General features: G+C 67.3%; 29 protein-coding genes, 4 tRNA genes and 2 pseudogenes. 12 read left to right on the top strand and 23 right to left on the bottom strand.

Annotated features, from left to right (window positions below):
* Window positions 1-3: 3 nt before the first annotated feature.
* The 3 genes from hemQ (at window position 4) to AB8998_RS19540 (ending at window position 2,409) form a co-directional block, all read left to right on the top strand.
* A complete protein-coding gene (gene hemQ / locus AB8998_RS19550) occupies window positions 4-699 on the top strand; it encodes a hydrogen peroxide-dependent heme synthase (protein WP_369739368.1) in 696 nt (231 codons plus the stop codon).
* Entirely contained in the window at window positions 696-1,448 is a 753-nt protein-coding gene (locus AB8998_RS19545) for a class I SAM-dependent methyltransferase (protein ID WP_369739367.1), read from the top strand. The genes hemQ and AB8998_RS19545 overlap by 4 nt, the downstream gene beginning before the upstream one ends.
* Window positions 1,449-1,560: 112 nt before the next feature.
* Window positions 1,561-2,409 (top strand): hypothetical protein, encoded by an 849-nt coding sequence (locus AB8998_RS19540; protein WP_369739366.1) that lies wholly within the window; start codon window positions 1,561-1,563, stop codon window positions 2,407-2,409.
* Between the two features lie 63 nt (window positions 2,410-2,472).
* On the opposite strand, the gene msrB is transcribed toward AB8998_RS19540, so the two are convergent.
* From msrB to AB8998_RS19505, 7 genes are all read right to left on the bottom strand, one after another.
* Complete coding sequence (gene msrB / locus AB8998_RS19535; RefSeq protein WP_369739365.1) at window positions 2,473-2,883, bottom strand: peptide-methionine (R)-S-oxide reductase MsrB; 411 nt, start codon at window positions 2,881-2,883, stop codon at window positions 2,473-2,475.
* The gene (gene aftC / locus AB8998_RS19530; RefSeq protein ID WP_369739364.1) at window positions 2,880-4,184 is read right to left on the bottom strand and encodes an arabinofuranan 3-O-arabinosyltransferase; all 1,305 of its coding nucleotides are present in this window, start codon (window positions 4,182-4,184) and stop codon (window positions 2,880-2,882) included. The genes msrB and aftC overlap by 4 nt, the downstream gene beginning before the upstream one ends.
* Before the next feature lie 28 nt (window positions 4,185-4,212).
* The gene (locus tag AB8998_RS19525; RefSeq protein ID WP_369739363.1) at window positions 4,213-5,772 is read right to left on the bottom strand and encodes an alpha/beta hydrolase; all 1,560 of its coding nucleotides are present in this window, start codon (window positions 5,770-5,772) and stop codon (window positions 4,213-4,215) included.
* Between the two features lie 14 nt (window positions 5,773-5,786).
* Window positions 5,787-6,557, bottom strand: a complete 771-nt coding sequence (locus AB8998_RS19520) for a pyrimidine reductase family protein (RefSeq protein ID WP_369739362.1) — start codon at window positions 6,555-6,557, stop codon at window positions 5,787-5,789.
* A 62-nt stretch (window positions 6,558-6,619) separates the two neighbouring features.
* A complete protein-coding gene (locus AB8998_RS19515; protein WP_369739361.1) occupies window positions 6,620-7,162 on the bottom strand; it encodes a GNAT family N-acetyltransferase in 543 nt (180 codons plus the stop codon).
* Window positions 7,150-7,680, bottom strand: coding sequence for a hypothetical protein (locus AB8998_RS19510; RefSeq protein WP_369739360.1), 531 nt, complete (start codon window positions 7,678-7,680; stop codon window positions 7,150-7,152). The genes AB8998_RS19515 and AB8998_RS19510 overlap by 13 nt, the downstream gene beginning before the upstream one ends.
* A gap of 20 nt (window positions 7,681-7,700) precedes the next feature.
* Window positions 7,701-8,474, bottom strand: a complete 774-nt coding sequence (locus AB8998_RS19505) for a Clp protease N-terminal domain-containing protein (RefSeq protein ID WP_369739359.1) — start codon at window positions 8,472-8,474, stop codon at window positions 7,701-7,703.
* Window positions 8,475-8,555: 81 nt separating this feature from the next.
* Between AB8998_RS19505 and AB8998_RS19500 the strand changes: the two genes are divergently transcribed.
* The 4 genes from AB8998_RS19500 to AB8998_RS19485 all read left to right on the top strand — a co-directional run bounded on the left by AB8998_RS19500 (window position 8,556) and on the right by AB8998_RS19485 (window position 12,390).
* Window positions 8,556-8,882 (top strand): DUF732 domain-containing protein, encoded by a 327-nt coding sequence (locus tag AB8998_RS19500; protein WP_369739358.1) that lies wholly within the window; start codon window positions 8,556-8,558, stop codon window positions 8,880-8,882.
* A gap of 346 nt (window positions 8,883-9,228) precedes the next feature.
* The gene (locus AB8998_RS19495) at window positions 9,229-10,488 is read left to right on the top strand and encodes an ISL3 family transposase (RefSeq protein WP_369737678.1); all 1,260 of its coding nucleotides are present in this window, start codon (window positions 9,229-9,231) and stop codon (window positions 10,486-10,488) included.
* Entirely contained in the window at window positions 10,479-11,930 is a 1,452-nt protein-coding gene (locus AB8998_RS19490) for an alanine/glycine:cation symporter family protein (protein ID WP_369739357.1), read from the top strand. The genes AB8998_RS19495 and AB8998_RS19490 overlap by 10 nt, the downstream gene beginning before the upstream one ends.
* A 91-nt stretch (window positions 11,931-12,021) precedes the next feature.
* Window positions 12,022-12,390: a DUF732 domain-containing protein gene (locus AB8998_RS19485; RefSeq protein ID WP_369739356.1), complete on the top strand. Its 369-nt coding sequence runs from the start codon at window positions 12,022-12,024 to the stop codon at window positions 12,388-12,390.
* Between the two features lie 18 nt (window positions 12,391-12,408).
* On the opposite strand, the gene AB8998_RS19480 is transcribed toward AB8998_RS19485, so the two are convergent.
* Window positions 12,409-13,392, bottom strand: a complete 984-nt coding sequence (locus AB8998_RS19480) for a methyltransferase (RefSeq protein ID WP_369739355.1) — start codon at window positions 13,390-13,392, stop codon at window positions 12,409-12,411.
* Between AB8998_RS19480 and AB8998_RS19475 the strand changes: the two are divergent.
* Together AB8998_RS19475 and AB8998_RS31700 are read left to right on the top strand one after the other, a co-directional pair.
* Window positions 13,346-14,140: pseudogene (locus AB8998_RS19475) on the top strand (alpha/beta fold hydrolase); the annotation flags it as partial. The gene AB8998_RS19480 and the pseudogene AB8998_RS19475 overlap by 47 nt on opposite strands.
* A complete protein-coding gene (locus tag AB8998_RS31700; RefSeq protein ID WP_475582082.1) occupies window positions 14,028-14,423 on the top strand; it encodes an alpha/beta fold hydrolase in 396 nt (131 codons plus the stop codon). The pseudogene AB8998_RS19475 and the gene AB8998_RS31700, both read left to right, overlap by 113 nt.
* Window positions 14,424-15,167: 744 nt before the next feature.
* Here the strand turns inward: AB8998_RS31700 and AB8998_RS19460 are convergent.
* From AB8998_RS19460 to AB8998_RS31610, 3 genes and pseudogenes are all read right to left on the bottom strand, one after another.
* A complete protein-coding gene (locus AB8998_RS19460) occupies window positions 15,168-15,581 on the bottom strand; it encodes a hypothetical protein (RefSeq protein ID WP_369739353.1) in 414 nt (137 codons plus the stop codon).
* A 140-nt stretch (window positions 15,582-15,721) separates the two neighbouring features.
* On the bottom strand, window positions 15,722-17,398 hold the full coding sequence (locus AB8998_RS19455) for a putative alpha/beta hydrolase (RefSeq protein WP_420492644.1): 1,677 nt from the start codon (window positions 17,396-17,398) through the stop codon (window positions 15,722-15,724).
* Between the two features lie 106 nt (window positions 17,399-17,504).
* A pseudogene (locus AB8998_RS31610) lies at window positions 17,505-17,567 on the bottom strand (putative alpha/beta hydrolase); the annotation flags it as partial.
* 181 nt (window positions 17,568-17,748) lie between these two features.
* On the opposite strand from AB8998_RS31610, the gene AB8998_RS19445 reads away from it, so the two are divergent.
* Window positions 17,749-18,093, top strand: a complete 345-nt coding sequence (locus tag AB8998_RS19445; protein WP_369739350.1) for a helix-turn-helix transcriptional regulator — start codon at window positions 17,749-17,751, stop codon at window positions 18,091-18,093.
* Window positions 18,074-19,213, top strand: a complete 1,140-nt coding sequence (locus AB8998_RS19440; RefSeq protein WP_369739349.1) for a type II toxin-antitoxin system HipA family toxin — start codon at window positions 18,074-18,076, stop codon at window positions 19,211-19,213. Before AB8998_RS19445 ends, AB8998_RS19440 begins: the two co-directional genes overlap by 20 nt.
* A 9-nt stretch (window positions 19,214-19,222) precedes the next feature.
* On the opposite strand, the gene AB8998_RS19435 is transcribed toward AB8998_RS19440, so the two are convergent.
* From AB8998_RS19435 to AB8998_RS19390, 10 genes are all read right to left on the bottom strand, one after another.
* A protein-coding gene (locus AB8998_RS19435; protein WP_369737985.1) for an IS3 family transposase occupies window positions 19,223-20,658 on the bottom strand; the annotation gives its coding sequence in 2 pieces (ribosomal slippage) (window positions 19,223-20,298 and window positions 20,298-20,658; 1,437 coding nt in all).
* Window positions 20,659-20,992: 334 nt separating this feature from the next.
* Window positions 20,993-22,137, bottom strand: a protein-coding gene (locus AB8998_RS19430; RefSeq protein ID WP_369739348.1) for an IS3 family transposase whose coding sequence is annotated in 2 segments (ribosomal slippage) — window positions 20,993-21,870 and window positions 21,870-22,137 — 1,146 coding nt in all. Because the reading frame shifts where the segments join, the coding sequence is not laid out codon by codon here.
* A 183-nt stretch (window positions 22,138-22,320) separates the two neighbouring features.
* Window positions 22,321-22,545 (bottom strand): hypothetical protein, encoded by a 225-nt coding sequence (locus AB8998_RS19425; protein ID WP_369739347.1) that lies wholly within the window; start codon window positions 22,543-22,545, stop codon window positions 22,321-22,323.
* Window positions 22,546-22,554: 9 nt separating this feature from the next.
* Window positions 22,555-22,899: a hypothetical protein gene (locus tag AB8998_RS19420; protein ID WP_369739346.1), complete on the bottom strand. Its 345-nt coding sequence runs from the start codon at window positions 22,897-22,899 to the stop codon at window positions 22,555-22,557.
* A gap of 237 nt (window positions 22,900-23,136) precedes the next feature.
* Window positions 23,137-23,412: a DUF732 domain-containing protein gene (locus AB8998_RS19415; protein ID WP_369739345.1), complete on the bottom strand. Its 276-nt coding sequence runs from the start codon at window positions 23,410-23,412 to the stop codon at window positions 23,137-23,139.
* A 144-nt stretch (window positions 23,413-23,556) separates the two neighbouring features.
* The gene (locus tag AB8998_RS19410; RefSeq protein WP_369739344.1) at window positions 23,557-23,982 is read right to left on the bottom strand and encodes a hypothetical protein; all 426 of its coding nucleotides are present in this window, start codon (window positions 23,980-23,982) and stop codon (window positions 23,557-23,559) included.
* Window positions 23,983-24,060: 78 nt separating this feature from the next.
* The gene (locus AB8998_RS19405; RefSeq protein WP_369739343.1) at window positions 24,061-24,285 is read right to left on the bottom strand and encodes a hypothetical protein; all 225 of its coding nucleotides are present in this window, start codon (window positions 24,283-24,285) and stop codon (window positions 24,061-24,063) included.
* 108 nt (window positions 24,286-24,393) lie between these two features.
* A tRNA-Val gene (locus tag AB8998_RS19400) sits at window positions 24,394-24,468 on the bottom strand.
* An 18-nt stretch (window positions 24,469-24,486) separates the two neighbouring features.
* Window positions 24,487-24,557, bottom strand: a tRNA-Cys gene (locus AB8998_RS19395).
* A gap of 29 nt (window positions 24,558-24,586) precedes the next feature.
* Window positions 24,587-24,659 (bottom strand) — tRNA-Gly (locus tag AB8998_RS19390).
* 179 nt (window positions 24,660-24,838) lie between these two features.
* Here AB8998_RS19390 and AB8998_RS19385 point away from each other — a divergent pair.
* Window positions 24,839-24,913 (top strand) — tRNA-Val (locus AB8998_RS19385).
* 395 nt (window positions 24,914-25,308) lie between these two features.
* On the opposite strand, the gene AB8998_RS19380 is transcribed toward AB8998_RS19385, so the two are convergent.
* Window positions 25,309-25,515 (bottom strand): hypothetical protein, encoded by a 207-nt coding sequence (locus tag AB8998_RS19380; RefSeq protein ID WP_369739342.1) that lies wholly within the window; start codon window positions 25,513-25,515, stop codon window positions 25,309-25,311.
* A 252-nt stretch (window positions 25,516-25,767) separates the two neighbouring features.
* The gene (locus tag AB8998_RS19375) at window positions 25,768-25,890 is read right to left on the bottom strand and encodes a hypothetical protein (RefSeq protein WP_342781006.1); all 123 of its coding nucleotides are present in this window, start codon (window positions 25,888-25,890) and stop codon (window positions 25,768-25,770) included.
* Between the last annotated feature and the right edge of the window lie 54 nt (window positions 25,891-25,944).

Here is a 25,944-nt window from a genome sequence, read left to right as displayed (position 1 = left end):
TCCATGGCCAAGCTCGATTACGACGCGCTGAATGCGACGGTGCGCTACCTGATGTTCTCGGTGTTCTCCGTGCGCCCGGGCGCGCTCGGCGAACAGCGGGAAGCCGTCGTCGACGACGCGGCGACCTTCTTGAAGCTGCAGGAGGAGCGCGGCGTCGTGGTGCGCGGCCTCTACGACGTCGCCGGCCTGCGGGCCGACGCCGACTTCATGATCTGGACCCACGCCGAGACCGTCGAGGCGCTGCAGGCGACCTACGCCGACTTCCGGCGCACCACAACGCTGGGCCGGGCCTGCGCGCCGGTGTGGAGCAGCGTGGCGCTGCACCGCCCGGCCGAGTTCAACAAGAGCCACATCCCGGCGTTTCTGGCCGGCGAGGAACCCGGCGCCTACATCTGCGTGTATCCGTTCGTGCGGTCCTACGAGTGGTACCTGCTGCCCGACGAGGAGCGCCGCCGCATGCTCTCCGAGCACGGCATGGCCGCCCGGGAGTACAAGGACGTCCGCGCCAACACCGTCCCGGCGTTCGCGCTCGGGGACTACGAGTGGATCCTGGCGTTCGAGGCCCCCGAGCTGCACCGCATCGTCGACCTGATGCGCGAGCTGCGCGCCACCGACGCCCGGCGGCACACCCGCGAGGAGACGCCGTTCTTCACCGGGCCGCGGGTGGCGGTCGAGCAGCTGGTGAACGCGCTGCCATGACGGTCCCCTTCGACCCGACAGATCCCGCCCGGTTCGAGGAGATGTACCGCGACGAGCGGCTGTCGAACGGCCTGCCGGCGGCCACGCCGTGGGACATCGGCGGGCCGCAGCCGGTGGTCCGGCGGCTGGTCGCCCTCGGCGCCGTGCGGGGTGAGGTGCTCGACCCGGGCACCGGGCCCGGCCACCACGCCATCTACTACGCCTCGCAGGGGTATGCGGCCACCGGCATCGACGGCTCGGCGACCGCGTTGGAGCGGGCCCGGGACAACGCGCAAAAGGCAGGTGTGTCGGTCGATTTCGAGCTGGCCGACGCGACCAGGCTGGACGGTTTCGAGGGCCGCTTCGACACCGTCGTGGACTGCGCTTTCTACCACACGTTCAGCACCGATCCCGAGCTGCAGAAGTCCTACGTGCGGGCGCTGCACCGAGCCACCAGGCCGGGCGCGCGGCTGTACATGTTCGAGTTCGGCGCGCACGACGTCAACGGCTTCACCATGATGCGGTCGCTGTCCGAGGACGACTTTCGTCAGGTGCTGCCGCCGGGTGGCTGGGAGATCACCTATCTTGGCCCGACGACCTACCTGGTCAACATGAGCGCCGAGACCATCGAGATGATGGCCGCGCGCAACCCCGACATGGCCGAGCAGGCCCGGAGCCTGCTGGAGCGGTTCCGGGCGATGGAGCCGTGGCTGCAGGGCGGTCGTGTGCACGCCCCGTTCTGGGAGGTGCACGCCACGCGCGTGGACTGATCTGCGCCCTGGCTTGTCGCGACACATAACTCGTTGCGACGACACGCCGACGCGGGTCGCAACGAGTTATGTCCCGGGGATCCTGGGGCGTCGTAAATGCGTCTTCCCACGAGTGGACGAGGTGTTTGTCGGCAGTGACGCGGTGCGGCAGGGGCGGCTGAGCCCGTACCGATTGCGCACCGATTTCCAGGCCATCTACCCCGATGTCTACCTGCCGCATCATTCCGCGCCGTCGCTGCGTATGCGTTCCCGTGCGGCGTGGCTGTGGTCGGGCCGGCGCGGCGTCGTGGCCGGGCTCGCCGCGGCGGCGTTGCACGGCTCGAATTGGATCGACGACGACGTGCCCGTCGAGTTGATCTGGCGTAACCAGCACGCTCCGGACGGAGTGGTCACGCGCAATCAGCGTGTCCGGCCGGATGAGGTCACCCTCGTCGCCGGTTTACCGGTGACCACCCTAGCGAGGACGGCGTTCGACCTGGCCAGACAACTACGCAGGGGCGAGGCTGTGGCGCGGCTCGACGCCCTGATGCGCGCGACGCCTTTCGACGTCGGGGAGGTGTCAGTGCTGGCCATTCGGTACCGCGGTGCGCGGGGCCTGCGGCGGTTACGCGCGGCGCTTCCGCTCGTCGACCCTGGTGCCGCGTCGCCCAAGGAGACCTGGCTGCGTCTTCTGCTGATCGATGCCGGGTTGTCGGCTCCGACGACCCAGATTCCGGTGCATGACCACTGGCGATTGGTCGGCGTGCTCGACATGGGCTGGGAGAGATACAAAGTAGCCGCCGAGTACGACGGTGACCGGCATCGGTCCGACCGCCGGCAGTACGCCCGAGACCAGTGGCGCTCACGCAAGCTGCAGGAGCTCGCCTGGATCGTCGTCCGGGTGATCGCCGAGGACAAGCCGCAGGACGTCGTGCGGCGGGTGCGCGACGCGCTCGTCCGTCGCGGATGCCGCGAGATATAAACCGTTGCGTTGAGCATAGGCGTGTCGTCGCAGCTGGTTATGTGTCGCGAGGCTGGGGCCCGGCTATGAGCCCGTCGGGACCAGGCGCAGCGAGATGGAGTTGATGCAGTAGCGCTGGTCGGTGGGCGTCGGGTAGCCCTCACCGGTGAACACGTGACCCAGGTGGCTGTGGCAGGTGGCGCACAGCACCTCGGTGCGGGTCATCCCCAGCGAGGTGTCGGAACGCAGGATCACCGCGTCGGAGCTCGACGGGTCGAAGAACGACGGCCAGCCGCAGTGCGACTCGAATTTCTCGGTGCTGCGGAACAATTCGGCACCGCAGGCCCGGCATTGGTAGATGCCTTCGGTGGTGGTGTCGGTGTATTCGCCCGTGAACGGCCGCTCGGTGCCGGCACGGCGAAGCACCTCGAACTCCTCACGCGTGAGTTTCTGCCGCCACTCGGCGTCGCTCAGTTGCACCTTGGGACTGGTCATGAGTCAACGGTAGCGCGGCCGGCCGGTAACCAGGCGGGGTCGATCCCGTCGTCCAGCCGGCCCTCGGCCTTGGCGTCCAGGTAGCGGAAGTACAGCACGGTGAACGCCACGATCAGCAGCAGCGACCAGCCGTAGGTGATCTTCAGGTAATGCAGCGCGCGGCCGTACCGCATCCACTTGTAGATCAGCCAGTCGTCCAGCGTCAGGAAGCCGTAGATGCCCAGCCACGCCGGCCAGTTGCGGATCAGCGAGTTGGGCAGCACCACAGTCATCAGGAACGGGAACAGCATCATCGAGTAGTAGCCCTGGGCCAGCGACAGCACCAGCCACGACCACAGCAGTAGCACGCCCGTCGAGCTGGTGAACCAGAACAGTTGGTCGCGGGTGCGGTAGTAGCGGTACAGCAGCCACAGGGCGCCGATCGCCAGCAGCGTGAACAGGATCCGCATGAACAAGATCAGCCAGGCGGGCAGGCCGAAGTACACGCCGTTGCCCTCGATGGAGCTGTTGAAGTAGTCGCGGGTGCCCAGGATGTAGGGCACCGTGCGGGTGAGGAAGTCCATCGGGTCGCTCACCAACGGCCACGCCGCCGCGTTGATCACCACGGGGATGGCGAAGGCCGGCACCAGCGCGCGCCACTGCCGGTTCAGCAGCGGCAGCAACAGCAACGGTCCCAGCAGCGGTTTGAGCGTGAGCGTCAGGCCGATGGCGACACCGGCCCACCACTGCCGGCTGAACCGGCCGTCCAGCAGCCAGCGCAGGAACAGGATTTCCGCCAACAGGACGCAGCCGTTGATGTTGGTGAACACCAGCGTGCTGGTCACGGTCTCGGTGGCGAACATGGCCGTCAGCAGGGCGGGTGCGGCCACCGAGGACAGGGTGAACTTGAACATCCGCAGCAGCAGGTACCAGGCGATCAGGATGGCCACGGTGTTGATCAGGATGAACAGGTAGCGCGACGGCGTGAAGGAAAGGTATCCGAACGGCGCCATCAGCAGCGTGCCGCCGGGCGGGTACAGGTAGTGCGGGTCGACGTAGTCGAAGTGCTCGTTGTAGATGTCCCAGCCGTGCCGGAAGTTAAGCACCGCCCGGTACACCGGCTTGAAGTCGTCGGTGATGTTGCCGTTGAGGGAAAGCGGGATGCTGCGGTGCAGCACCGACAGGATGGCCACCGGCCACAACGCCGATCGCACGACCGCCGCCGCGCCGGGCGCGCCGGTGCGGGGACGAAAAGCGGTCAGGATCCGGTCACCCCAGCCGGTTCGGGTCGAGTCAGCTGCCGTCACGAGCGAACCGTACACCGGGGCGGCGCGGGCCGGCGTAAGGGACTCAGGCGGGACAGTAGGTGTCGGTGCCGGGCAGCTTGCCGTCGTTGAGGTAGGCGATCAGCGGCGGGATCGCGCACGCGGAATAGATGCTCGCACCGTGCCCGATGCCCTGCCACATCACCCGCTTGCTGGCCGCGTTGGCGTTGATGATGAGGGCCGCCGTCGCGGCGACGCCACCGGTGCCCACGATCGGGTCCTTCTGCACGCCGGCCAGCAACACGTCGATCTTCAGGTCTTTCGGCGGCGCCGGCGGTGAGCTGGTGGGCCAGTGCACGCATTTGACCATGTTGAGCGCGCCGACCGTGCCGAACTGCGGGTAGAGCTTGCCCCACGCCACGACGAGTTCGCGGACCCGGTCGGGGGTGGGGCGGTTGACCGCGTCGCTGCAGGAGTTGACGAACTGGCCGTCGGTGTCCTGGGTGGCGTCGGCGTGGGTGATCAGGGTGTTCAGCGGGTCGACGTCGCCGGAACGGGCGCTGGCCAGCGCGTTGGCCAGGCTCGAGACCGTGTCGGTGCTCCCGCCGGACGGGTAGCCCAGGGCGACGGTGATGGCGTTGGCCACCTGCGCGACCGACGCCCCGCCGGGGCCCCGGCCGGCGCGCGCGTCGGACAGCAGCGCGCTGACGGCGCCCTTGGGGTCGGGGACCAGCGCGCAGTTGAGCGCCACGCACTGGGCGGCGAACGCGTCGAGCGCGGCCTGCTGGCCCTTGACCTGCTGCTCGGCGGCCGCCTCGGCGCCGGTTCCCAACGCGACCGGGGAGTCCAGGATCAGCCGGGCAACCTTGCCCGGCCGCGACGAGGCGTAGGTGAGCGCCACCTGGGCGCCGTTGCCGACTCCCACGAGCGCGACCGCGGGCACGTCCCACAGGGTGCGCAGTCGCTCGATGTCGAAGGCGGCGTGCACGTTGTCGTAGGCGGAGGCGCCCGGGGCGATGGCGTCGGTGCAGTTGGTGGTGGCGGTGTTGGAGATGTCGGACAGGTTGGCGACGGGGTCGTCGCCACGCTGGAATTGCGCCTGGTTGCGCATCGCGTCCCGGTCGAAGCGGTCGCGGCAGTCGATCGGGGTCGACATCCCCATGCCGCGGCGGTCGACGGCGACGATCGGGTGGGTTTGCAGCACGCCGGCGCCCGCCCGCGCCAGCCACACCGGCAGCTGCGCCGAGGACGGCAGGTCGGAGCCGGTGGTGAACACCAGCGGACCGGCGTCGCGCGGGGTGCGATCCGACCGGGCGCGGACCGCCCCGATGGTCAGGGTTCCCGACCCGCCGTTGATCGGGTCGAGGTCGGTGTCGTAGGTGGCGCAGTCCAGCCGGACACCGGCGGGGACGGGGACGGCCGCGTCGGTGAACACCCGCGACGTGCAGTCGCGCCAGGAGAGGTCGTTCTTGGGTGCGGCGATCGGCGGCGGTCCGCTCGGCTTCGGCTTGCTCGGGGCCGCCCCCTGCGGCCGGGCGCCGGAGTTGGTGGCGAAGCGCGGGTCGGCGGGCAGGCCCGGGACACAGCCGGCCAGCACCGTGCTCACCGCGAGCAGGGCCGCAACGGACGGGAGGGGCCGACGCATAACGACCACCCTAGCTAGCTGCGCACGTAGCGGGTGTAGAGGTAGCCGGCGTCGTCGGTCAGGACGTGGGCACAGCGCATCCGGGTCAGCAGCTGGCCCTGGCCCGTCACGATGCGGCGCGCCTGGCCGCCGAGCACTAAGGGCGCGATCGTCAGGCACAGCTCGTCGAGCATGTCGCGCTGGATCAGCGAGCCGAGCAGCATCGGGCCGCCCTCGGTCAGGATGCGGCGCATCCCGCGGGTCGCGAGGTTGGCCAGCAGCGCGGCCTCGTCCACCGTGCCGGGATCGTCGCCGGAGCAGTCGACGACCTCGCTGACGTCCCCGAGCAGCCGGCGCGCCTCGTCGGTGGCCGCCGAGCTGGTGAGCACCAGCGGCGGCACCTCGGTGCGGGTGAACACCGCCATGTCGCGATCCAGACGGCCCGCCTGGGTGACGATCGCCAGTTGCGGGACCTCGCTCTGGCCGCGGGCTTGCCGGCGCTGCCGCTGGGCGGCGCCCACCTGCACGCCGGAGTACCCCTCGACCCGCACGGTGCCCGCCCCGACGACGATGACGTCGGCCAGCTCGCGCAGCAGGTTGAACACCATCCGGTCCCCGGGCCCGCCCATCGCGCCGCTGGTGCCGTCGGTGGTGGCGCCGCCGTCCACGCTGGTGATGAAATTCGCCCGGACCCAGGTGTCGTCGCGCGGGGGATAGGCGTAGAGCAGTGCCAGTTCGCCCTCGTCGAGCTCGCGGGCGGACCCCAGCTGGGTCAGCGGGGTGTCGATCGCCTCGGAGTCGGGCATGACCTTGATTGCAGCACGTCGGCGGCGTTCGCGCACGCAAGGGGCCGCTTGCGGACGCGGGGTCAGCGAATCTGGCGAACCATGACGTAGTCGTCCTCGCGGTGGGTGCCCACCTGAAATGTCCGGGTGCCGCTCACCCGGAAGCCGCTCTTGGTGTAGAAGCGTTGTGCGCGTTCATTTTTCTGGTTGACGCCCAGCCACACGCAGCGGGCGCCCCACCGTCCGGCGGCGTCCAGCGCCCGCGCCATCAGCGCCGCCGCGGCCCCGGTCCCGTGCTGTTCGGCGAGCACGTACATCTTCGAGAGCTCGGCGGCCGGGCGGAGGTCGACGGCCCGCTGCACGTCCGCGTCGTCACCCACGCCGCGAACCAGCATGGCGTAACCGATGATCCGGTTGTCCTGGCGTGCGGTGAGCACCGCCCGGTCCGGGTCGGCCAGGTATTGGGCGAAGCGCGCGGCGGACAGGTTCGCACCGATGAACACGGCCACGCTCTCGGGCGGCACCGACGGCGGGCATGCCAACGAAAAGGTAAGAGCGGCAACGGCGGCCAACTCGTCGACGGAATCCGCCGTTGCCGGGTGGACGACTCGGGTCAGAGATTCCATTGCGCGAGATGATAACCCGTCTTCTTGTCCAGCAGGACGACGGTGGAGACCGGGTCGCGGTAGGCGTCCCAGTACACCTCGCCGCGCACGATCGCGCCGTTGGGCGCGTTGACGAGCACGTTGTCCAGCGCGTCGGGCGCGTCGGAGGTGCGCGGCACGTAGGCGTCGGCGTTCGGGGTCACCCCGTCGAAGGCGAAGTCGGTCGCCAGGATGAACGGGTTGGGCACCCGGACCGCGCGCACGGTCACGTCGGCGCGCTCGACGCTGCTGCCCGGGAAGCCCTTGTAGGTGCCGCTGCGGATGTAGCCGAATCCCGGCGGCGGGTCGCAGGGGCCCACGCTGGTGACGGTGACGTCGGCGATGTAGTCGCCGTTGTCCACGCGCAGGGTGTCACCGAGGTGACCGATCGGGGCGTCGCCGGCCAGGGCCCGCGGTGCGGCCCAGCCCGCCACGCTCACGGCGGTGGCGCTCGCGGCGGCGACGAGGACGGTGGACAGGGCGATCAGCGGGCGGCGCATCTTGGCATGATCGCACAGCGCTACGGCGAGGGGGAGCGGTTGTCCGGACCGCGTCCGGCGGCGTCTTTGTCGCTGTTCAGGGACTCGAGTGCGCGAGCCAGGTCGGCCTCGATCTGGTCTTTGCCGGCGCCGCAGCGGTGCAGCGGGCCGTCCCCGCCCTCGAGTTCGAGCAGCGCCAGCAGCAGGTGCTCGGTGCCGATGTAGTTGTGGCCGAGCCGAAGCGCCTCGCGGAAGGTCAGTTCGAGGGCCTTGCGGGCCGGGCCGCTGAACGGGATCAGCTCCGGTGTGGTCGCCGGTGCGGGGGGGTCCGACGGCGACGGGGTCGCGGCGGCGCGCAGCGCATCGGTGTCGACGTGCCCGCGGTGCAGCAGCACGGTGGCCAGCGCGGCCGGGTCGGCGAGCAGGCCGTGCAGCAGATGGTCGGGGGTGATCTCGGTGACGCCCGCGTCGTGTGCGGCGTTCTGCGCGGCGACGACGGCGTTGCGGGCCCGCGGCGTGAAGCGGCCGAAGCCTTGCCGGGGGTCGAGCGTCGTGGCTCCGGGGCGCGGGACGAACCGCTTCTGGGCGGCCTGTTTGGTGACGCCCATGCTCTTGCCGATGTCGGTCCAGGACGCCCCGGAGCGGCGGGCCTGGTCGACGAAGTGCCCGATGAGGTGGTCGGCGACCTCGCCGAGGTGCTCGGCGGCCAGGACGGCGTCGGCCAGCTGGTCCAGCGCGTCGGGGTGGACCTGTTTGATGGCGGTGATCAGGTCGTCGAGGCGGACGGGGTAGGAGATCGGCGTGGCATCCGGCATGCGTCAACGCTAGGTTGACGACGGCACCGCTGTCAACCTGACGTTGACGCCCCGTGGTTCCTCTGCGACGATCGGGGCGGTATGAGATTCTCCGCGGCGGTGATCGGGCTCGCCGTCATGCTCGGCGTGGCGGTGCCCGCGCACGCCGACGCCCCCGACGACCAATTCCTCGCGACCCTGCAGGCGGCCGGCATCACCTATTCGGATCCGGGCCGGGCGATCGCGGCCGGAAAGGCGGTCTGCAACATGGCCGGGCAGGGCACGCAGATGGCCGACATCGTCAAAAGCGTCCAGAAACTCAACCCCAAGCTCCAAGGCGACAACGCCGCGAAGTTCACCGCGATCGCGGCCAACGTCTACTGCCCGGATGCGCTGGGCGCCGTGCCGGCGCCCCCGAACGGGGGCTGACCGCTCGCGCCGTTCGTCATCGTCTTTTTACATTCGCGCTACCGGGGTTCTATCGGCGAAACGTGTTGTCAACATTCCGAATTTAAGCTTCGTCGGACGGCGCCCGGCTTTCCTCGAGGATGCGAATTTGGACGTTCTGCAACGGCAATTGGTCGACCCACTCAGCGAAATCCTCAACACGCGCATCCTCGTTTATCTGCTCATCGGCGTCGGCATGTATTTCAGGCTCTCCTGACGTTCATGTGGATCAGGGAGCGTGTGGTATGGCGGCGGGGATGGTGAGCGGGGCGCACGGACGGTGATCTAGGTTCGATGGCCTTAACCCCGATCGATCCTGGAGCCGTCCGTGCGCGCATCAACCCTACTCAATTCCCTGCTCGATCTGCCTGGCGTGCGCGTCGGCGCGGCCGCTGTGCACGGTGGTGAGCTGCGCGTCACGGTTAGCTTGCGCCGGCGCCGGCTTGGCTGCCCGCACTGCTCGTTTACGACCCGGCATCGCTATGACACCCGGGAGGTGGACTCGTCGTGGCGGCATCTGGACACCGCCGGGCGGATATGCCGGATCCTGTTGCGGCGCAGGCGGCTGCGCTGCCCGACACATGGTGTGCTGGCCGAAGCGGTGCCGTTCGCCCGCCCCGGCTCCCGCCACACCCGCGACTTCGAGGACCTGGTGGCCTGGCTGGTCACCAAGACCGACAAAACCACCGTCAGCACCTTCGCCAGGGTGGCCTGGCGCACCGTAGGCGCAATCTGCGAACGCCTCGCCCCCGACGTGCTCGACCCCAACCGGCTGTGCGGGCTGGTCGACATCGGCGTCGACGAGATCTCCTGGTGCAAACACCACCGGTATTTGACGCTGGTCTCCGACCACGACAGCGGCACCATCGTGTGGGGCAAACCCGGCAAGGACAGCGACACCTTGGACGCCTTCTTCGATGAACTGCCCGACGAAGGTGCGTCCATCGAAGCGGTGTCGATGGACATGGGACCCGCCTACGCCAAAGCGGTGCGCCAGCGGGTGCCGGCGGCGGTGATCTGCGTCGACCCGTTCCACGTTGTCAAGCTCGTCACCGACGCGCTCGATGCGGTGCGCCGCCAGGTGTGGCAGGCCGCCCGCACGCTGCCCGATCAGCGCATCGCTCGCACGTTCAAGGGTGCGCGCTGGGCGCTGCTGAAGAACCCCGCCGACCTCACCGACACCCAAGCCGAAACCCTGCGGGAAATGAAACGCAGCGGCGGGATCCTTTGGCGCGCCTATCAACTCAAAGAAGCGTTGCGCGAGGTCTTCGCCGGCGACCTCGACGCCGCCACCGTCGCCGAACTGCTGGATCGTTGGTGCTCGCGAGCCCAACGCAGCCGCATCCCGGAGTTCGTCAAGGCCGGGCGCACCATCCGCAAACACCGCGCCGGCATCAACGCCGCCATCGAGAGGAACCTGTCGAACGGACGCCACGAAGGGCTCAACACCAAGGTGCGTCTCCTCGTGCGCCGTGCCTACGGCTTCCACAGCGCTCAAGCTGCCCTCGCTCTCATCCTCCTGGCTTGCGGACCGGTCACCCTCGAACTCCCATACCACACCAGGGGCCACCCACATTCATGTCAATAGAGCCGTATTTCACGGTGCGCACCAGATTCGTCCAGATCCGTTACTTCGGCCGAATGCTGCGTCAGCTCCGCAGATCCCGTCGCCGGCACGGCGGGATCTCGTCGTTTCAGGCGTTCTGCGTCGGGTTGGCGTCGCGGGTGGGCACCGGCAACATCGCCGGGGTCGCGATCGCGCTCACCGTCGGCGGGCCCGGTGCCATCTTCTGGATGTGGGTGGTGGCCGCGGTCGGCATGGCCACCGCGGTGATCGAGGCGACGCTGGCCCAGATCTTCAAGGTCGGCTCCGAGGACGGGGCCTTTCGCGGTGGCCCCGCGTTCTACATCCAGCACGGGCTGCGCTCGAAGGCGGGCGGCGTCTTGTTCGCCATCCTGCTGGTGTGCAGCTTTGCCACCGCGTTCAACATGGTGGAGACCAATGCGATCAGCGGGGTACTGAAGTCGTCACATGGCATCGGGACCGGCTGGACGACAACGGTTTTGACATTGCTCGCGGCGCCGGTGCTGTTCGGTGGGGTGCGCAGCGTCGCGAAGTTCGCGGGATTGGTGCTGCCGGTGGTGGCGCTGGTCTATGCGTTGCTGGCCCTGGCGATCGTGACGCTCAACATCGCCCAGCTGCCGGCGGTGATCGAGGAGATCGTGGGTGGGGCGTTCGGGGCCAGTCAGATGGCGGGCGGCTTCGCCGGTGGCATCGCGGTGGCGATGCTGACCGGGGTCAAGCGGGGCCTGTTCGCGTGCGAGGCCGGTCTGGGCAGTTCGCCCAACATCGCGGGCGCCGCGACCGTGGCGCATCCGGTGGAACAGGGGCTGATCCAGTCGCTCGCGGTCTTCGTCGACACCATGGTGATCTGCACGGCGACGGCCTTCATCGTGTTGATGTCGGGGCCCGGGGTCTACGACCCGGCGCACCCGGGTGCGCTCGCCGGTGCCAGCCTGACCGAGTCGGCGATCGCCGCGGGTCTCGGCTCGTGGACCACGGTGGTCATGACGTCGGTGGTGTTCGTCTTCGCGTTCGCCTCGGTGCTGAGCAATTACGTGTGCGCCGAGGCCAACCTGTTCTTCCTGGGTGGTCGGGGGCCGGCGATCCACGCGCTCAAGGGCGTGACCCTGCTGTCGATGGCGGTGGGCGCGATGTCGCAGCTGACGCTGGTGTGGGCGCTGGCAGATCTCGCGATGGCGCTGATGGCCATCGTCAACCTGGTGGCGATCTGCCTGCTGGGCAGGTGGGCGTTCGCCGCGCTGCGGGATTTCCACCGGCAGTCCGCGCGGGGCGTGCGCCCGGTGTTCGTGGCCAGCGAGGCGGGGCTGCCGGGGGTGCTCGACGGCGACGTCTGGGACTCGCCCGAGCCACTGCTGGTCCGGGGGCTGCCCGAATCGCCTCCCGCTCGGCGGCCCTTGCCGCGCGTTCCGTGGGTTTCGCGGGCTTCGCGGGCGCCTGCGGCGTAGCGGGCGGGTGGCCGGTGGCTTCGGAAAGTTCACCTACAGTTTGCCGCCGGGCAGGTCGGTCCGCCGCGGCGTGCGCGAGAATTGTCTGGTTATGAAATTTCTCCTTCCGCTCACTTGTGTGGCCGCAGCGATCGGCATAGCCGCACCGGCGCACGCCGACATCAACAACGATCAGGACTTCCTGACGCAGCTGCGCGCCGCCGACATCACCTACAAGAATCCCGAGCTGGCCATCAGCGCGGCCAAATCGGTGTGCTCGCTGCTCGACGACGGGTCGTCGGCCGCGGAGATCGTGACGGAGCTGCGCAACCGCAACCCGGAATTCCAGGGTGCCGGTGCCGCGAAGTTCACCACGCTCTCGGCCGCCCACTACTGCCCGAACTACCTGACCGGCAGCGGGGGACCGAAACCGGCGAACGAGGCCGGCGGCCCGGCCGCCCCGGGCAGCCCCGGCAACTGACGGCCTACCGGCGCGGCGTCACGTCGCGCGGGCCTCGATGATGCTGAACCGCGACGCGGTCGGCACCACGCGCGTCATCTCGAAACCGCCCGCCTCGAGCAGCCGACGGTACTCGTCGGCGGTGCGTTCCCGGCCGTTGTTGATGATCAGCATCTCCATGTCGACCAGTTTGACGACGGGTGCGCTGTCGTCCTCGGGCACGACCGCCTCGACCAGCAGGAGCGTCGCGCCGGGGCCGCCGGCCGACCGTATGTTGCGCAGGATCTGCACGCATGGGTCGTCGTCCCAGTCGTGGATGATGTGCTTGAGGACGTAGGCGTCGCCGCCGGCGGGGACGCCGTCGAAGAACGACCCCTCGGCAAGCCGAACCCGTTCCGCCACACCGAGTTCCCGCAGTAGCGGCATCGCCCCGGCGACCACGTCGGGCAGGTCGTAGAGCACGCCCTGCGCCTCGGGTGCCGACTCCAGGATCGCGGCCAGCAGGCGGCCGTGACCGCCGGCGACGTCGACGACGGTGCCGTAGGACGCAAAGTCGTAGGCCTGCACGACGGGTCCGATCGCCGCACTGGACAAGCCCGTCATCGCGTCGTTGAAGATCTGCCCGAATTCGGTGTCGTCGCCCATGTATTCGAAGAAGCTCTTGCCGCGCAGCTTCTTGACGACGGAGTTGCCGGTCTTGATCGCCTCGGTCAGCAGGCTCCAATGCTCGCGCTGCTGGCGCGAGCCGACGAAGCGCGCCATGGCCGCCATCGACACCGGCGCGTCGGAACGCAACAGCTCGGCCAGCGGAGTCAGCGCGTAGCGGCCGTCGGCGCGCAGGGCGAAGATGTCCCGGCTCGTCAACGCCCGCAGCAGCCGGCGCAGCGCGTCGGGGTTGGCGCCGACCCTGCCGGCCAGTTCGTCGAGGGGAAGCGGCCCGGACGCCAACGCGTCGGCCACCCCCAGATCGGCGGCCGTGGTGATCGCCTGCGACATCCAGGCGCCCAGGATCAGCTCGTTCATCACCTCCGGCAACGGGGGCTGCTGCGGGTCGGATGATGCTGCGTCGGAAGTCGTCACGGATGCCCTCGGGTCGGTGGCCACTGAACTCCACGGAGTCTTTCACGGATGGCCGCGGCGGTGCCCGGCACGTACCGTATCGGCGCACGGCGTCGCGCGGGCGGCGGTCGCGCGCATCCGGCAGAACCCGGACCCTTATCCGCGCGAGCGGCTGGTCGCCGAGCCCCGCGGCGAGCAGGTTCGCATCACCCGCCCCGACGGGACCGTGCTGCACGCGCTGGCCGCCGGGCAGGGGCCGCCGGTGGTCCTCGTCCACGGCTACGGCGCGCGCATTCTGGAGTGGAACCTAGTGTGGGAGGCATTGCAGGTCAATGGTTTTCGTGTCATCGCGTTCGACCAGCGCGGGCACGGGCAGTCCACGCTGGGCGGCGACGGTGTCGGCTCCGAACCGATGGCCGCCGACGTCGCCGCGGTCCTGCGGCACTTCGACGTGCGCGACGGGGTGCTCGTCGGGCACTCCATGGGCGGTTTCGTCAGCATCCGCGCAGTGCGGGGCGCATCCGTCGCCGGCGATGGTCTCGGTGTTCGTCGAGTTCTTCAACCGGCACCTCGACGAGCACGGGCCGCTGCTGCCGATCGTGCGGGCCTTCTCGCGCGAGGACCGCTCTCCGCGGCTGGCCGAGATCGGGGTGCCGACCGCGGTCATGGTCGGCACCGCCGACAGCACCACGCCGCCAACCCATTCGCGCCGCCTCGCCGCGGGGATACCCGGCGCGCGGCTGGTGCAGGTGCCCGACGCGGGGCACCTGCTGAACCGGGAGGCGCCCGAAGACCTGATCGACGTCGTGGAATCGTTTGCAGCGCAATATGGTTCAGAGCACTCGGGCCGCGCGAGGCCGGCGCCGTCACCAGATGACCACTTCGGCGTCGTCCCCGCCGTAGCAGCGGGTCGAGATCATCGTCGATCCGTCGTCGAAAAAGGCGGGGTATCTGCCGACACAGGTCATCTCGTAGGCCTCGCCGGTGACCGGTGAGAACGCGGTGAAGTTGTCGGACATGCCCGTGGCGTAGAAGATTCGGCGCACGTTTTCGGCGAATGCGCAGCTGGTGTGTCCGCCGACGACGCCTTCGTGCCCGTCGGGGCAGATGGTGAAGACGTCGGTGCGGTCGCCGGCGGGTGGTGGCGCGACGCCGTCGCCGCGGACGGGAGGCGGTGGGGCTGCTTGCACCGTGACCGTCGGCGCGGGTGCCGGGGTGATCGTCACCGTTGACGGCGGCGGGGCCGGTGCGGCCGCCGGAAGCGTAGCGGAAGGCTTCGTGGCCCGCCCGGCGACGATCGGCTTGGTCTTGCCGTAGATGGAGAACCCGAGCCACGTCAGGAGTCCGATAACGAGCGCAACCGCGACGGCGGCGACGAGGATGATGCCGGCGCGTCGTGCGGCTGCACCCCACGAGACAGCGGTGTCGTCATCCTCGTCGCGCGACCAGGCCAGCGCGGGCGGGGCGGCGGCGAGCGGGGGGACGATCGCCGTCTCGTCGGCGGCCGGCCCGATCGCGGTCGCAGCACTGTCGGCGGCAGCCGTGGTTGGCGGCTGCCTTTCGCCCCGGTCGTCGTCGATGCTCATGTTCGGGCTCCTGTCCGGCTCCTCTCTGAATGGTGGCACCGGGGTACGACAACCGTTCGGAAAATTCCGTAACCGCAAGGGGGACCCGGCGCGCGGGCTACCCGGGTGTACGAAGGGACCGGGGGCAGCGCCCGGATCCTCGTGGTGGCAGCGTCAGGCCAACTGATCCGCGGGTATCGGCTCCGGTACCGCGTTCTGTTTGGTGGTCATGTCCCGGCATTCGCCGTAGAGGGTGATCGAGCCGCCCGCGTCTTGGACGGGGGAGTAGGGATCGAAGACGGCCGTGACGTTCTGTTTGCTCACGGCGGGGGAATGACTGTGGAAGTCGCCCGGAGCTGACCAACCGTGCTCCTTGAGCACACCGATCATCTGTTGAATTTGGGCTTGGGATGCTTCGAGGGTCGGCGCGTGGCCATAGCTGAGCCCGACCACTCCGCGGAAGGGTGCGACGGCCTGGTCGTTGCAGGACTCACGGCTGAAATGCCCGGAGACGTCTTTGAGTCCCAGCGTCGCGACGATCTCTCGCGCCGCGTTGATGACTTGCGCCCTGGTCTGATCGGGAGTCATTGGGTGAGGTACCCCCTCGCTGAGATTCCTTACGGTGCTGCAGGATTGGATTGCGATGGCAAGGATGGCCGCGACGACGGCGGCAATCACCGCACGCAGTGCGGCGGCGTCGCTTCTCTTGGGTCGGTTCATCGAGGAATTCAATGGTAGTGGCCCGCTGTTGGTTCCCGGAACGTCTCCGGGTCGACTTCGTCGGGCAGCCAGTAGCTGCCGCGATGCGCAGCGGTCATGTGGTCGTGCTCGAGTGCGTCGCCGTGCCCGGAGGCGATGTCGGCGAGGCTGAACAACGATTCGCCGCCGTTGGTGAAGTAGGAGCTGTGATCCTTCAACGGAGAGGTCAGGCCCGGAGCCTCGGCTTTGAACCGGGTCGATCCGTAGCCCTCCACGGGCCGGATCGTTGCCGAGGCCGATAGTGACTCCGGTGCCCGGTAGATGTCCCTGATGCCGCCGAGGTGGGTGATCGGGTCGGAGGAGGCGGCGCCCACGTAGACGTGGCCGCCTGCGGAGAGGTGAAAGTCGGCGGCGCTGTGGGCGAGGTCGGTTCCGGGGCAGCCGACGAGGACGACGTCGTTGGTGTGCATCCCGGAACCCGCTGCGGCGTCGGCCACGGTGGTCGAACCGTAGGAGTGGCCGATCACGGTCACATGGGAGGCCCCCGCCTGGTGCGTGACGGCGAGCGCGTTGACGTCTCCGGCGAGCAGGCCGCCCCCTTGCCTGGCCAGCGTGGTCTGCCCGATCTGGGGGTCGATGGCGCTGTCGGGGGCGTGGTATCCCATCCACACCAGGACCGCGTCGGACCTGTTCGGGTCGGCTCGTCGAGCCTCGGTGTAGAGGTTTCGCCCCTCGGTGTGACTCAAGTAGCCGTCGCGCACACTGCTGCCCGTCCCCGGCACCAGGACGGTGGTGTTGTCGGCCTTGTCGGGGTTGCCGATCGCGATGGCTTCGCGGCCGCGGCCGTCGAAGGCCTCGGGATCGTAGGTTTGCAGGAAGACGGGGTTTTTGCTGCCGTCGGGGTTGGTGGCATCTGTCCTGAGGCCGTTGCGGGTCTGTAAAGCGTTGGTGTAGCGGGTGATTGCCGTGGGCGTGAGGCCGTATTGCTGCGGGTGTTGAGTGACTTGATCGACCGATACGTGCTGGCTCGAAGCGGCGCTCTCCACCCGGGCGATGTCGTCGTTCATCACGGCCTGGTTGATCGTGTCGTGGGCGTCTGTGTCAATGCCGTTGAGGTTGCCCAGTTCTGGCGGGTGCTGAGCGATCAGCTGATCGCGTTGTTGCCGGCTCAGGGAGTCCCACCATCGTTTGACGTCCTCGGGGGTGGTGGTCGGCGGCGGAATCTGGATCTGCTCGGGCTTGTCCTGCGCATCGACGGGGGCGAGGGCCGTGGGATCGTATCCATCGGTGCGCAGCGTGGTCAGTGACGTCTGTAGGCAGTTCGAGTACCCGGTGCGTACCGACTCGATGTGGGCCACGGCCGCTTTGGTGTCGGCGATGGCATCCTCTTCGCAATTGGCGATCAACGTGTTCAGAGCATCTCGGTCGGCTGCGCTGAGGTTGGGGTCGTGCTCGAGTTGCAGCGCCTGGCCGATCAAGTCATCGAGCTTCTCCAGCTGGGCTTCAAGCGCCGCGATCTGGCCGGCGGCGCTTTTTTGCGCCTCGGCCAGCGACGCGGCGATGCCTTCGAGATCGGCGGCGATCTTCGGCAGTTGCGCCGACTGCGCACCCAGCGATTTGGTCACCCGTTTTACCTCGGCGGAGTCGTTGACCGGGTGATCGCCATTCTGGTGGTTCCAGGCGGCGTCGAAGCGGCGACGGGCCATATCGAAGGAGTGATCGGCCTCGGCGCTGCTGCGGCCCGCATTGTTGAAAAGCTTCTGCCAGGTCCGAGATCTGCGCAGGGCTACCGGTTTGCAGGCTGTTGTTGATCGCCCACGGATCGCCACCGGCTTCTGCGATCAGCGCCGCGACGCTTATGAAGCGCAGCTGCATCCCACCGCCCGCAACGTCCCCATGCCCTTCCCAAACCTGGCTGGCAATGCTACTCGCGTTCTGCTGGCCACCAGCGTGTTTTGTCGACGAGGGTGGCCTGGGTCTTCCTCTGCCCGGGCGGGACCTGCAGGGTGCGTCTCATATCTTTAGTTCTGAGACCAGTCCGTCACGATGGATGTGTGTGCTATATATTTCGATCATCGAGCATCCGGCTGTGATGATCGAAATAGTGATCATTGGGGCATTCCGGTCCTATGATCGAAATATGTATCATCCTGTCCCGCTTGTATACGACACCATCGAACTCGGCCAACACATCCGGCGCGCGCGCCAAGACAGAGGCTTCAACCAGGACGAGCTCGCCGACCGTATCGGAGTCACTCGTATGACCATCTCCCGTCTTGAGCGGGGGGAATCTGTCAGCGTCGACATAGCGCTGCGCGCACTTTCGGAGTGCGGCATCGCGCTTGCGCTGGTGCCGAAGTTCTCCCGAGTGACGACAGTCGATGGCACGCAAAGCGCTTGACGTTTGGTTGTACGGCGTCCACGTCGCAAGGCTGAGTGAGCCACGCCGGTTTCGCCTGCGTCTGGATTTCACCGAGGAGGCGCTCGACACCTTCGGCGAGGGAAGCCGAGTCCTGTCCTTGGCGCTACCCATCTCGCGAAAACCCATCCAAGACCGTGACGGCAAGTTGCAAGTGTCGGCGTTCATCGACGGTCTTCTGCCGGAGGGCAACCTGCGTCGTCACATCGCCACTGAGGCTCGCGTACGAACCAACGACACGATGACGCTATTAGAACGGGTAGGTGCGGAATGTGCCGGTGCTGTCCAAATCCTTCTCGACGGAGCAAAGCCCGGTGCCGGCCAGGTCCGCCGTTTGACGAAACAGGAGGTCGACATTCTGATCGCGGACCTGCCGACCTACCACCTGCCCGAGGGCGCCACGCCACAGGCATCGCTCGCCGGCATTCAGGACAAAGTGCTGTTGGTAGCTCTTCCCAACGGTGAATGGGGCTGGCCCGAAGCCGGTGCGGTCTCAACGCACATCATCAAACCCGAGCCACTCGGCGGCGCCGTAAAGCATCTCATTCAGACGGAAGACTGGGCGCTACGAGTCGCACGCGGAGCAGGCATGAATGCTGCGGAGTCGCGATTAGAGCGGTTCGGTGAACGCGAGGCCATCGTCGTGGTCCGCTATGACCGAAGCTCTGACGGCAATCGGCTGCATCAGGAAGATTTCTGTCAAGCGCTAGGTCTCGATCCTGCCGCCAAATACGAGAGCACCACCGAAGCAACTCGCTCAGGCTCGCGGCTACGACGCGTAGCCCGCGCGGCCGCACCGAGAGCGTTGGACCCTGACGGGTTTCGCTTGGCGTTGCTGCAGGTCGTCACATTCAACGTCGTCATTGGTAATGCTGACGCGCACTCTAAAAACTACTCAGTGATGATCGGCCGCGATGGGAGCGTGTCCCTGGCACCGATCTACGATGCCTCGCCGGTCATGTACCTGGATCCCGCATTCAAGGGCACAGGCCATGTGATTAACGGCAAGACGAGTATCGACCGCATCAACGTCGATGATCTGACAGCCGAAGCGGCTTCCTGGGGCATGGGGAAGCGGCGCGGAACGTGTCAAGGTCGGTGAGACAGTTTCTTACGCGGATTTGATGAGTGCTTCCGGGGTTGGTTGGTTGATCCAGGCGACGGTGGGCAGCTTCGGTGGAGCGGGCCGCCGGTGCCGGAATCTAGCGGGGTTAGCGGCGTAGGCCGCATCCAGCGTGGCGGCACGTTGGGCCTGGATCTCGTTTGCGGTGCCGTAGTGCACCGATGCAACGGTGTGTAGGCCCACGCCGCTGTGGCGATGCTCATGGTTGTAGTAATCGAAGAATGTCGTGCAGAAGGCGCGGGCATCTTCGATCGAGCCGAACCGGCCCGGGAACGCCGGGCAGTACTTGAGGGTCTTGAAATTAGCCTCCGAGTAGGGATTGTCGTTGGACACGTGCGGGCGGCTGTGGCTGCGGTCCACCCCCAGGTCGATCAGCAACTGGGCGACCGGCTTGGAGGTCATCGAGGTGCCGCGATCAGCGTGCAAGGCCAACTGGCCGCGGGCGATGCCGTGACGGGCCATGGTGTCGGCGATAAATGCTTTGGCCAACTCACCGTCCTCAACTTCTGCGATGATCCAGCCGACGACGTAGCGCGAGAAGATGTCGATAATCACATAGAGTTGATAGAAGATACCCCGTTGTGGCCCTTGCAATTTCGTTATATCCCAGGACCAGACCCGGTTTGGTGCGTTAGCGATCAGCTCGGGTTTCTTGCGCGCCGGATGGGTGCGCTGGCGACGCCGCTCGCGGTTCTCCCCGGCAATGGCCAGTAGCCGGTACATGGTGCGAATCGAGCACAGGTAGACACCATCATCAAGCAGTCGCGCCCACACCTGCGCCGGCGCCAGATCGCAGTACTGCTCTGAGCGCAGCACCGTCAGAATCTGCTGGCGTTCGGCCTCGGTGAGCTTATTCAGTGGCTCGGGCCGCACCCGCCGTGCCGGCCGTGGTGGTGGGTTGCGGTGGCGGTGGAGCGTGGCCCGCGATGCACCCAGCAATTCGCACGCCCGTTTGGTGCTGGTTGCGGCCTCCAGGTCGGGCAGGTGCTCGCCGATCACGGCTTGGACTTCGGCTCGAAATCCGCGCTCTCGGAGAGCATCTCCAAGAGCGCGTGTGCTTTTCCCGTGATCTCCAGCGCTAGCTTGGTCCGATCCAGCTCAGCCTGCAGTTGCGTGGTGCGCCGCCGCAGCTTGTCCAACTCGACCTGCTCAGCGCTGCGCTTCGGCTTGCCCTTCGCCGACAAACCCTCCCGAGCGCCGGCATCACGGGCCTTTCGCCATTCGGCGATATGCGAGCTGTACAGGCCTTCACGGCGCAGCAACGCACCACGCTCCGACGAGCCCACCGACAGCGCGTCGTACTCGTCGAGGATGCGGGCCTTGTACTCGGCGGTGAACGTGCGCCGCCGCGCCCGAGCACCTGGATCGGGCACGTTGTCCACTTGGTCATTATCACTGCACCCCTCCAGGGATGCGATCGTCATAGTCACGGAAAATGGTGATCCTGTCTCGCCCTGTAGCGATGATTGGCTACTGCTGCTGTCTCACTTAACCCTGTCACACAGGGGCGAGCACGTGCGGCGATACAGGCATGCCTGGAGCGGATATACAGCTCAGTCGAGCGTGTCGCGCTTCCACCGGGAACCGAGTCGGTCAAGCCAAACCTTGCCCGACTATGGACCCAACGTTCTTGGCCGAAGCCCCGGGCACGAAAAAGCACCGGTTCGGGACTCTAGGGCCTCTCTCCGGTGCTGTCTTGGCAGGTCCCCGATAGTCGGTCCACCTGGTTTTGGAGCCAGGTTGTGATTGATACCGATTTCAGTTGATCTCGCAGGCCACGGGGTGGTGGGTGTGGCTGCATCGGGCAGCGTACTCGGCCGGGGTGAGATAGCCCAGGGCCGAGTGACGATGTCGCCGATTGTGCTCGTCCTTGAAGTCGCCGATGACCACGCGGGCCTCGGTCAGGTTGGTCCAGTGATTGCGGTTGAGGCACTCCCTTCGTAGCCGGTTGTTGAACGATTCGATGTGACCGTTGTTCCACGGCGTGCCTGGCGGGATGTAGCAGAGCCCGACATATCCGGAGCAAAACGATTGCAGCGCTTGGGAAATCATCTCAGGACCGTTGTCCATGCGCAGCACCAGCGGCGGCCCGCCAGCCGCGGCGAAACACCTGCGTAGGTCCTCGATCAACCGCTCGGCGGTGATGGAGCGCTCCACGATGTTCAGCAGCGATTCGCGGGTGTGCTCGTCTACCATCGACGCAATCTTGACCGTCCTGCCGTCGATGGTGGAGTCGAACTGGAAATCCAATGCCCACACCACCTTCGGGGCATCGGCAACCACTTCCGGGGCCGAGGACATGCCGGCCCGCTTGCGTGGGCTGTGCACGCGTCGCTGCAGGCCCTCCTCCTTCCACAAGCGGTGAATTTTCTTCTTGTTCACCCCGCGATGCTCGTCATGGCGCAGGGCGGCCCAGGCCCGCCGAAACCCATGACACGGGTGAGCGGTGGAGTAGTCACGCAGCCATCGCCGCAGATCAGCGTCGGGATCGTCTGGGGTCAGCGCGATCGGGGTCCGGCGGTAGGTGGAGCGGGCCAGCCCGACCGCTTTGCACGCGAGCCGCTCGGACACGTTCAGAACCTCTTTGAGCATGTCCACGGCACGGCGCTTGGCGGCCGGGCTCAGAATTTTCCCTTGGCCACCTCCCGCAGAGCGTCTTTTTCCAGCTCGGCGTCGGCCAATAGCCGCTTGAGCCTGGCGTTCTGCTCCCGCAGCTCCCGCAGTTCCTTGGGGGCATCGATGTCCATGCCGCCGTAAGCACGCCGCCAGTTGTACAGCGTCGCCGCCGACACCCCCAACTCCGCGGCGATCTCCTCGTTGGTCTTGCCCGCCGCAGCCAGCTCGTCGGCACAGCGCAGCTTGCGCACGACGTCCTCAGCAGAATGTTTCTTCCGCCCAGCCATGTGATTCATCGTCCCTTCCGGCCCCCACATCGGGGCCACAGGACCCTAAAACAAGGCGGACTCATTCACCGGGGGCACGCCAGAGCGTGGTCAGCTCGGCGCTGGCGCCCACCAGGGTGTCGGGGTCTACGCGCAGGGCACTTGTCATCGGGGGTGGCTCCTTTCAGGGGGTGGGGGTGGGCCTCACTGTGCGCCTTGGGACGCACAGTAGTTCGCGTTGTACGCGGGCCCGTACGGGTCGCACGCGTAGCTGCCGGTCGACGGCGACTCGTTGTAGCAGATGGTCGGGTCGAACAGCGGCGAGGACGGGTCGCACCACTGGACCGGACCGGCGTGCGCGGGCGGCATCGGAATCACGCCGATCAGCGCTGCGGCTGCGGCGAGCCCGCAGAGCGCTCGTGTCAACATGGCAACCTCCTATTTCTGCGCACCGCCGCAGCCACCGGGGGGCGCCGGTTGCGGGATCGGACCGTTGTCGGGGTCGATGACGCACGACATGCCCAGCCGCGTCGGTTCGCTCGAGCCGGGCATGAAGAACGGCATCGAGGAGCCCGCGTAGGACAGCTGGTGCCAGTAGGAGCCGTCGGGATAGTGCGCGCCGTCGCACCACCCCTCGAAGATGGAGCCGCCCCCGCCGCCGGCGCACTGGCCTGCCGCCATGTTGGGGACGTGGGGATCGTCGGCGCGCGCCGGGCTGGCTGTCAGCGTGGCGAGCGCGGCCAGCGTGGCGGCGACGCCGCAGACGAGCCTTGCGTGGGTCATGGACAGCATCGTGGACCTCCTATGCTCCTAATTCAATACCGTGGCGACGTGATTGAGCGCAGCGCCGGATTTCGCCGCAGCCTCGGAGACACGGCGGATCTCCATGGCCGAGACTGCGGTGTAGCGCTGGGTCGTGGACCACCGACGCATGCCTTGGGCGGCGCACAGGTTCCCGGTCCCGGTGTGCACGGCGGCTGGCGTAGGCCACCGGCAAGAAGCCTTCTGGCTCAAAGCTTTTCATCCTTCGTACTGCGGGCAGTAGGCGGCCAGGGCGACGTTGACCATGCCGGAGGTTTGCCACGGTGTGAAGGTGGGGTCGTCGCGTTGTACTTCGTCGATGATCTGGGCGCGGGTCATGCCGCGGGCGAAGCCGCCGCAGATGCTGCGGGCGCCCGCTTCGGCCACGTCCCAGTTGACGACATGCAAGCCGGGGATACCGGCGACGCCTTCCCGGAAGATCCGGTCCGCGTCCGCGGGCGGCGGCGCGAGCGTGGGGGCGGCTTGCACGGTCACGGTCGGCGGGGATGGCGGTGGCGCGGTCACTGTCACCGTCGGCGGCGCGGCGGGCGCCGGGAGGTCTGTATGGATGCTGTCCGACGGCGGCACGCTGCTGACAGATGGAAGCGCTGCAGGCGGGATCGTCTCGACGGGGCTCGTTTATGTGGGCGGCAACGTCGAAAGAGCAGGCGAGCGCGGTGTTATCCACACCTGCCATGCGGCGCTCAGGATGATGACCAGGGCCACCGCGGCGGCGACGAATAGGATCGGCGCGGCGCTGGCGAAGCAAGCACCCCAGGATGGGTCGGTCACGGCGATTGGTTCGCCGTCGTCGTCATCGTCCATCGCGGGGGCGCCGTCATCATCCATCGGGGCGTCATCGAGGTAGGGGTGAAAGAAATCGGTGACGCGCTGTCGGAGCTTTCCCCACCACGGCATCGTCGGGTAGTCCAAGACAGTGGCGTAGCGATCAGCCGACCAGGCCAGCTCGGGTGCGGCCTGGGCCAGACCCGGCACGATCTCCGTCTCGTCGGCGTCGGCGCCCACGGTTGGCGGCAACTCATCGTCTTGGTCGTTGGCGGACATCTTCAGGGGCTCCTGGGGTTGCCGTAAATCTTGCACCCGGGGGGTGACAACTGTCCGGGACAGCTGTCCGCGGGGTCGCTACTCGGGCTTGAGTCGGTACATCCGGCCGTGCTCGGTTGCGGTGGTGACCACGCTGCCCGCGTCGGTGAGGTCGTCCATGAAACCCACGGCCTCGCGGACAGCGCCGTCGAAGGCCCGGGTCGGCAGGCCCGCGCCGCGCTGCAACCAGTCATGGATCTCGGTGGCGTCCGGCGAGGCAGCGACATTCAGGATGTCGACAGATATAGGGGGAGTAGTGGTCATGCCTCGGGTGCTCCTCGGGGTTGTCCCGAGCCACCTGACCGGTCTGGCATGTATCTGGCACGCTGCCGAATTCGAGACTTAAAAACTGCCTCTGATCTGCAAGAACTCTGGTGCGCGATACTGGGATTGAACCAGTGACCTCTTCCGTGTCAGGGAAGCGCTCTCCCGCTGAGCTAATCGCGCTGGGGGGTTCGAAAGCGGAGGTGGAGACGGGAATCGAACCCGTGTGCACGGCTTTGCAGGCCGTTGCCTCACCACTCGGCCACTCCACCGCTGGGAACTGATGCCACTTGCACCTTCGAGCGGATGACGGGATTCGAACCCGCGACCCTCACCTTGGCAAGGTGATGCGCTACCAACTGCGCTACATCCGCGCGCAACGGGCGAGATCGTCGCCCGGTGCGAAGCACGACGATAGTCCACACCGGCGGGCACTTACAAGTTTCCAGGTACGCTGCGGTTCTGGGCTATCCCGGGCCGCCAAGCCGAGGATGGGCGCGCACTGGGATCCTCGGATCGTGCTAGTCTTCGACGTCGTTCGCCTCTCGGCGCCGGTCCCGTGGCTCAGTGGAAGAGCGTCCGCTTCACACGCGGAAGGTCGCTGGTTCGATCCCAGCCGGGACCACCAGGTCACAGCGTGAATCGTCGGCACCGTGCAACTTCCGTGCAACATCTGTCGCGTTTCTTCGGGTGACGAGGGATAGATGAACGAGTCGGATCGGCCGGTCGTGAGGCTGAGCGCTGGTCAGCGGCAGTCGTCGGCCGCCTCGTGGCTGGTGCGCCTCCTTGGTGAGGCCGGATTCGAGTTTTCGCAGACGAGTTTGTCCATGGATCCGTTCATCATCGGTGCGCCAGGTCGCCTGCAAATCACCGGTGACGGGGGAAGACTCCTCCCCGTGGATCACCGCGGTGTCGAGCGACCCGAGCCACCGGGAAGAGATCGATCGACTGGTTCAGCGGAGCGGCAAATTGGCTTCCCGGGATTTGGTGTCTGACGAAGATTTCCGTGGTGCTCAGCCGGCATCACCCGTGCGGTGATGATGGTCGCCGAGGAGGCGACGTCATGGCCGGGGGTGTGTCGCGCCCGGATCGCTCGTTGGTGAGCTGCACCGCGTAGCGGTCGAACAACGTGGCGAGCACGATGCGCAGCTCGTATTCGGTGAACGCCGCGTTTAGGCAATGGCGGACGCCGCCGAATGGGATCCCGGCGTAGTCCCCTTTCGCGTCCACCGCCGCCCGAGACCGGCGCCCGAGGGGCTCGAACGCCAGTCCCGGTCGGCTCGGGCCAGGCACGGCGTCGGGGGCGAAGAAGGGCCGCGAAGTGTCAGTTGCCGGGCGTCTCGTACCTGCTTGTTCGATCGGGCCGGCAGGTACGGGTATCGAGATGGTCGACGGCTTCATCGACGTCGCCGTTGAATCCTTTGCCGCACAGCAAAAGTATCTCCCGACCAGAGGGTCAAAATTCCGCGTGGGGGTCGGTTTTCACGTGCCGTCGACACTCGTCTTGCCGTAGCGTTCGTACATCCGGAGTCGAGGGGCCAGCGTAGCTGAGCCGCCGTAGCCGTTGATGAAGTCCGACGTGGCGGTGCTGGTGTCGAGGATCATGTCTAATACGCTGACGTCAGGACAGCGTGTTCCTGCCTCCTGCGTTCGGTTGGT

Origin of the sequence: Mycobacterium sp. HUMS_12744610, from assembly GCF_041206865.1 — a bacterium.
Taxonomy (GTDB): Bacteria; Actinomycetota; Actinomycetes; order Mycobacteriales; family Mycobacteriaceae; genus Mycobacterium; species Mycobacterium servetii.
This window is presented reverse-complemented; position numbering and strand designations above follow the sequence as displayed.

Bases quoted from the DNA above. Each gene is read 5' to 3' on its own strand.
- hemQ (WP_369739368.1), top strand. From the start codon at position 4: ATGGCCAAGCTCGATTACGACGCGCTGAATGCGACGGTGCGCTACCTG.
- AB8998_RS19545 (WP_369739367.1), top strand. From the start codon at position 696: ATGACGGTCCCCTTCGACCCGACAGATCCCGCCCGGTTCGAGGAGATG.
- msrB (WP_369739365.1), bottom strand. From the start codon at position 2,883: ATGACCAGTCCCAAGGTGCAACTGAGCGACGCCGAGTGGCGGCAGAAA.
- AB8998_RS19525 (WP_369739363.1), bottom strand. From the start codon at position 5,772: ATGCGTCGGCCCCTCCCGTCCGTTGCGGCCCTGCTCGCGGTGAGCACG.
- AB8998_RS19520 (WP_369739362.1), bottom strand. From the start codon at position 6,557: ATGCCCGACTCCGAGGCGATCGACACCCCGCTGACCCAGCTGGGGTCC.
- AB8998_RS19515 (WP_369739361.1), bottom strand. From the start codon at position 7,162: ATGGAATCTCTGACCCGAGTCGTCCACCCGGCAACGGCGGATTCCGTC.
- AB8998_RS19510 (WP_369739360.1), bottom strand. From the start codon at position 7,680: ATGCGCCGCCCGCTGATCGCCCTGTCCACCGTCCTCGTCGCCGCCGCG.
- AB8998_RS19505 (WP_369739359.1), bottom strand. From the start codon at position 8,474: ATGCCGGATGCCACGCCGATCTCCTACCCCGTCCGCCTCGACGACCTG.
- AB8998_RS19500 (WP_369739358.1), top strand. From the start codon at position 8,556: ATGAGATTCTCCGCGGCGGTGATCGGGCTCGCCGTCATGCTCGGCGTG.
- AB8998_RS19490 (WP_369739357.1), top strand. From the start codon at position 10,479: ATGTCAATAGAGCCGTATTTCACGGTGCGCACCAGATTCGTCCAGATC.
- AB8998_RS19485 (WP_369739356.1), top strand. From the start codon at position 12,022: ATGAAATTTCTCCTTCCGCTCACTTGTGTGGCCGCAGCGATCGGCATA.
- AB8998_RS19480 (WP_369739355.1), bottom strand. From the start codon at position 13,392: ATGAACGAGCTGATCCTGGGCGCCTGGATGTCGCAGGCGATCACCACG.
- AB8998_RS19460 (WP_369739353.1), bottom strand. From the start codon at position 15,581: ATGACTCCCGATCAGACCAGGGCGCAAGTCATCAACGCGGCGCGAGAG.
- AB8998_RS19455 (WP_420492644.1), bottom strand. From the start codon at position 17,398: ATGGCCCGTCGCCGCTTCGACGCCGCCTGGAACCACCAGAATGGCGAT.
- AB8998_RS19440 (WP_369739349.1), top strand. From the start codon at position 18,074: ATGGCACGCAAAGCGCTTGACGTTTGGTTGTACGGCGTCCACGTCGCA.
- AB8998_RS19425 (WP_369739347.1), bottom strand. From the start codon at position 22,545: ATGTTGACACGAGCGCTCTGCGGGCTCGCCGCAGCCGCAGCGCTGATC.
- AB8998_RS19420 (WP_369739346.1), bottom strand. From the start codon at position 22,899: ATGACCCACGCAAGGCTCGTCTGCGGCGTCGCCGCCACGCTGGCCGCG.
- AB8998_RS19410 (WP_369739344.1), bottom strand. From the start codon at position 23,982: ATGTCCGCCAACGACCAAGACGATGAGTTGCCGCCAACCGTGGGCGCC.
- AB8998_RS19405 (WP_369739343.1), bottom strand. From the start codon at position 24,285: ATGACCACTACTCCCCCTATATCTGTCGACATCCTGAATGTCGCTGCC.
- AB8998_RS19375 (WP_342781006.1), bottom strand. From the start codon at position 25,890: ATGATCCTCGACACCAGCACCGCCACGTCGGACTTCATCAACGGCTAC.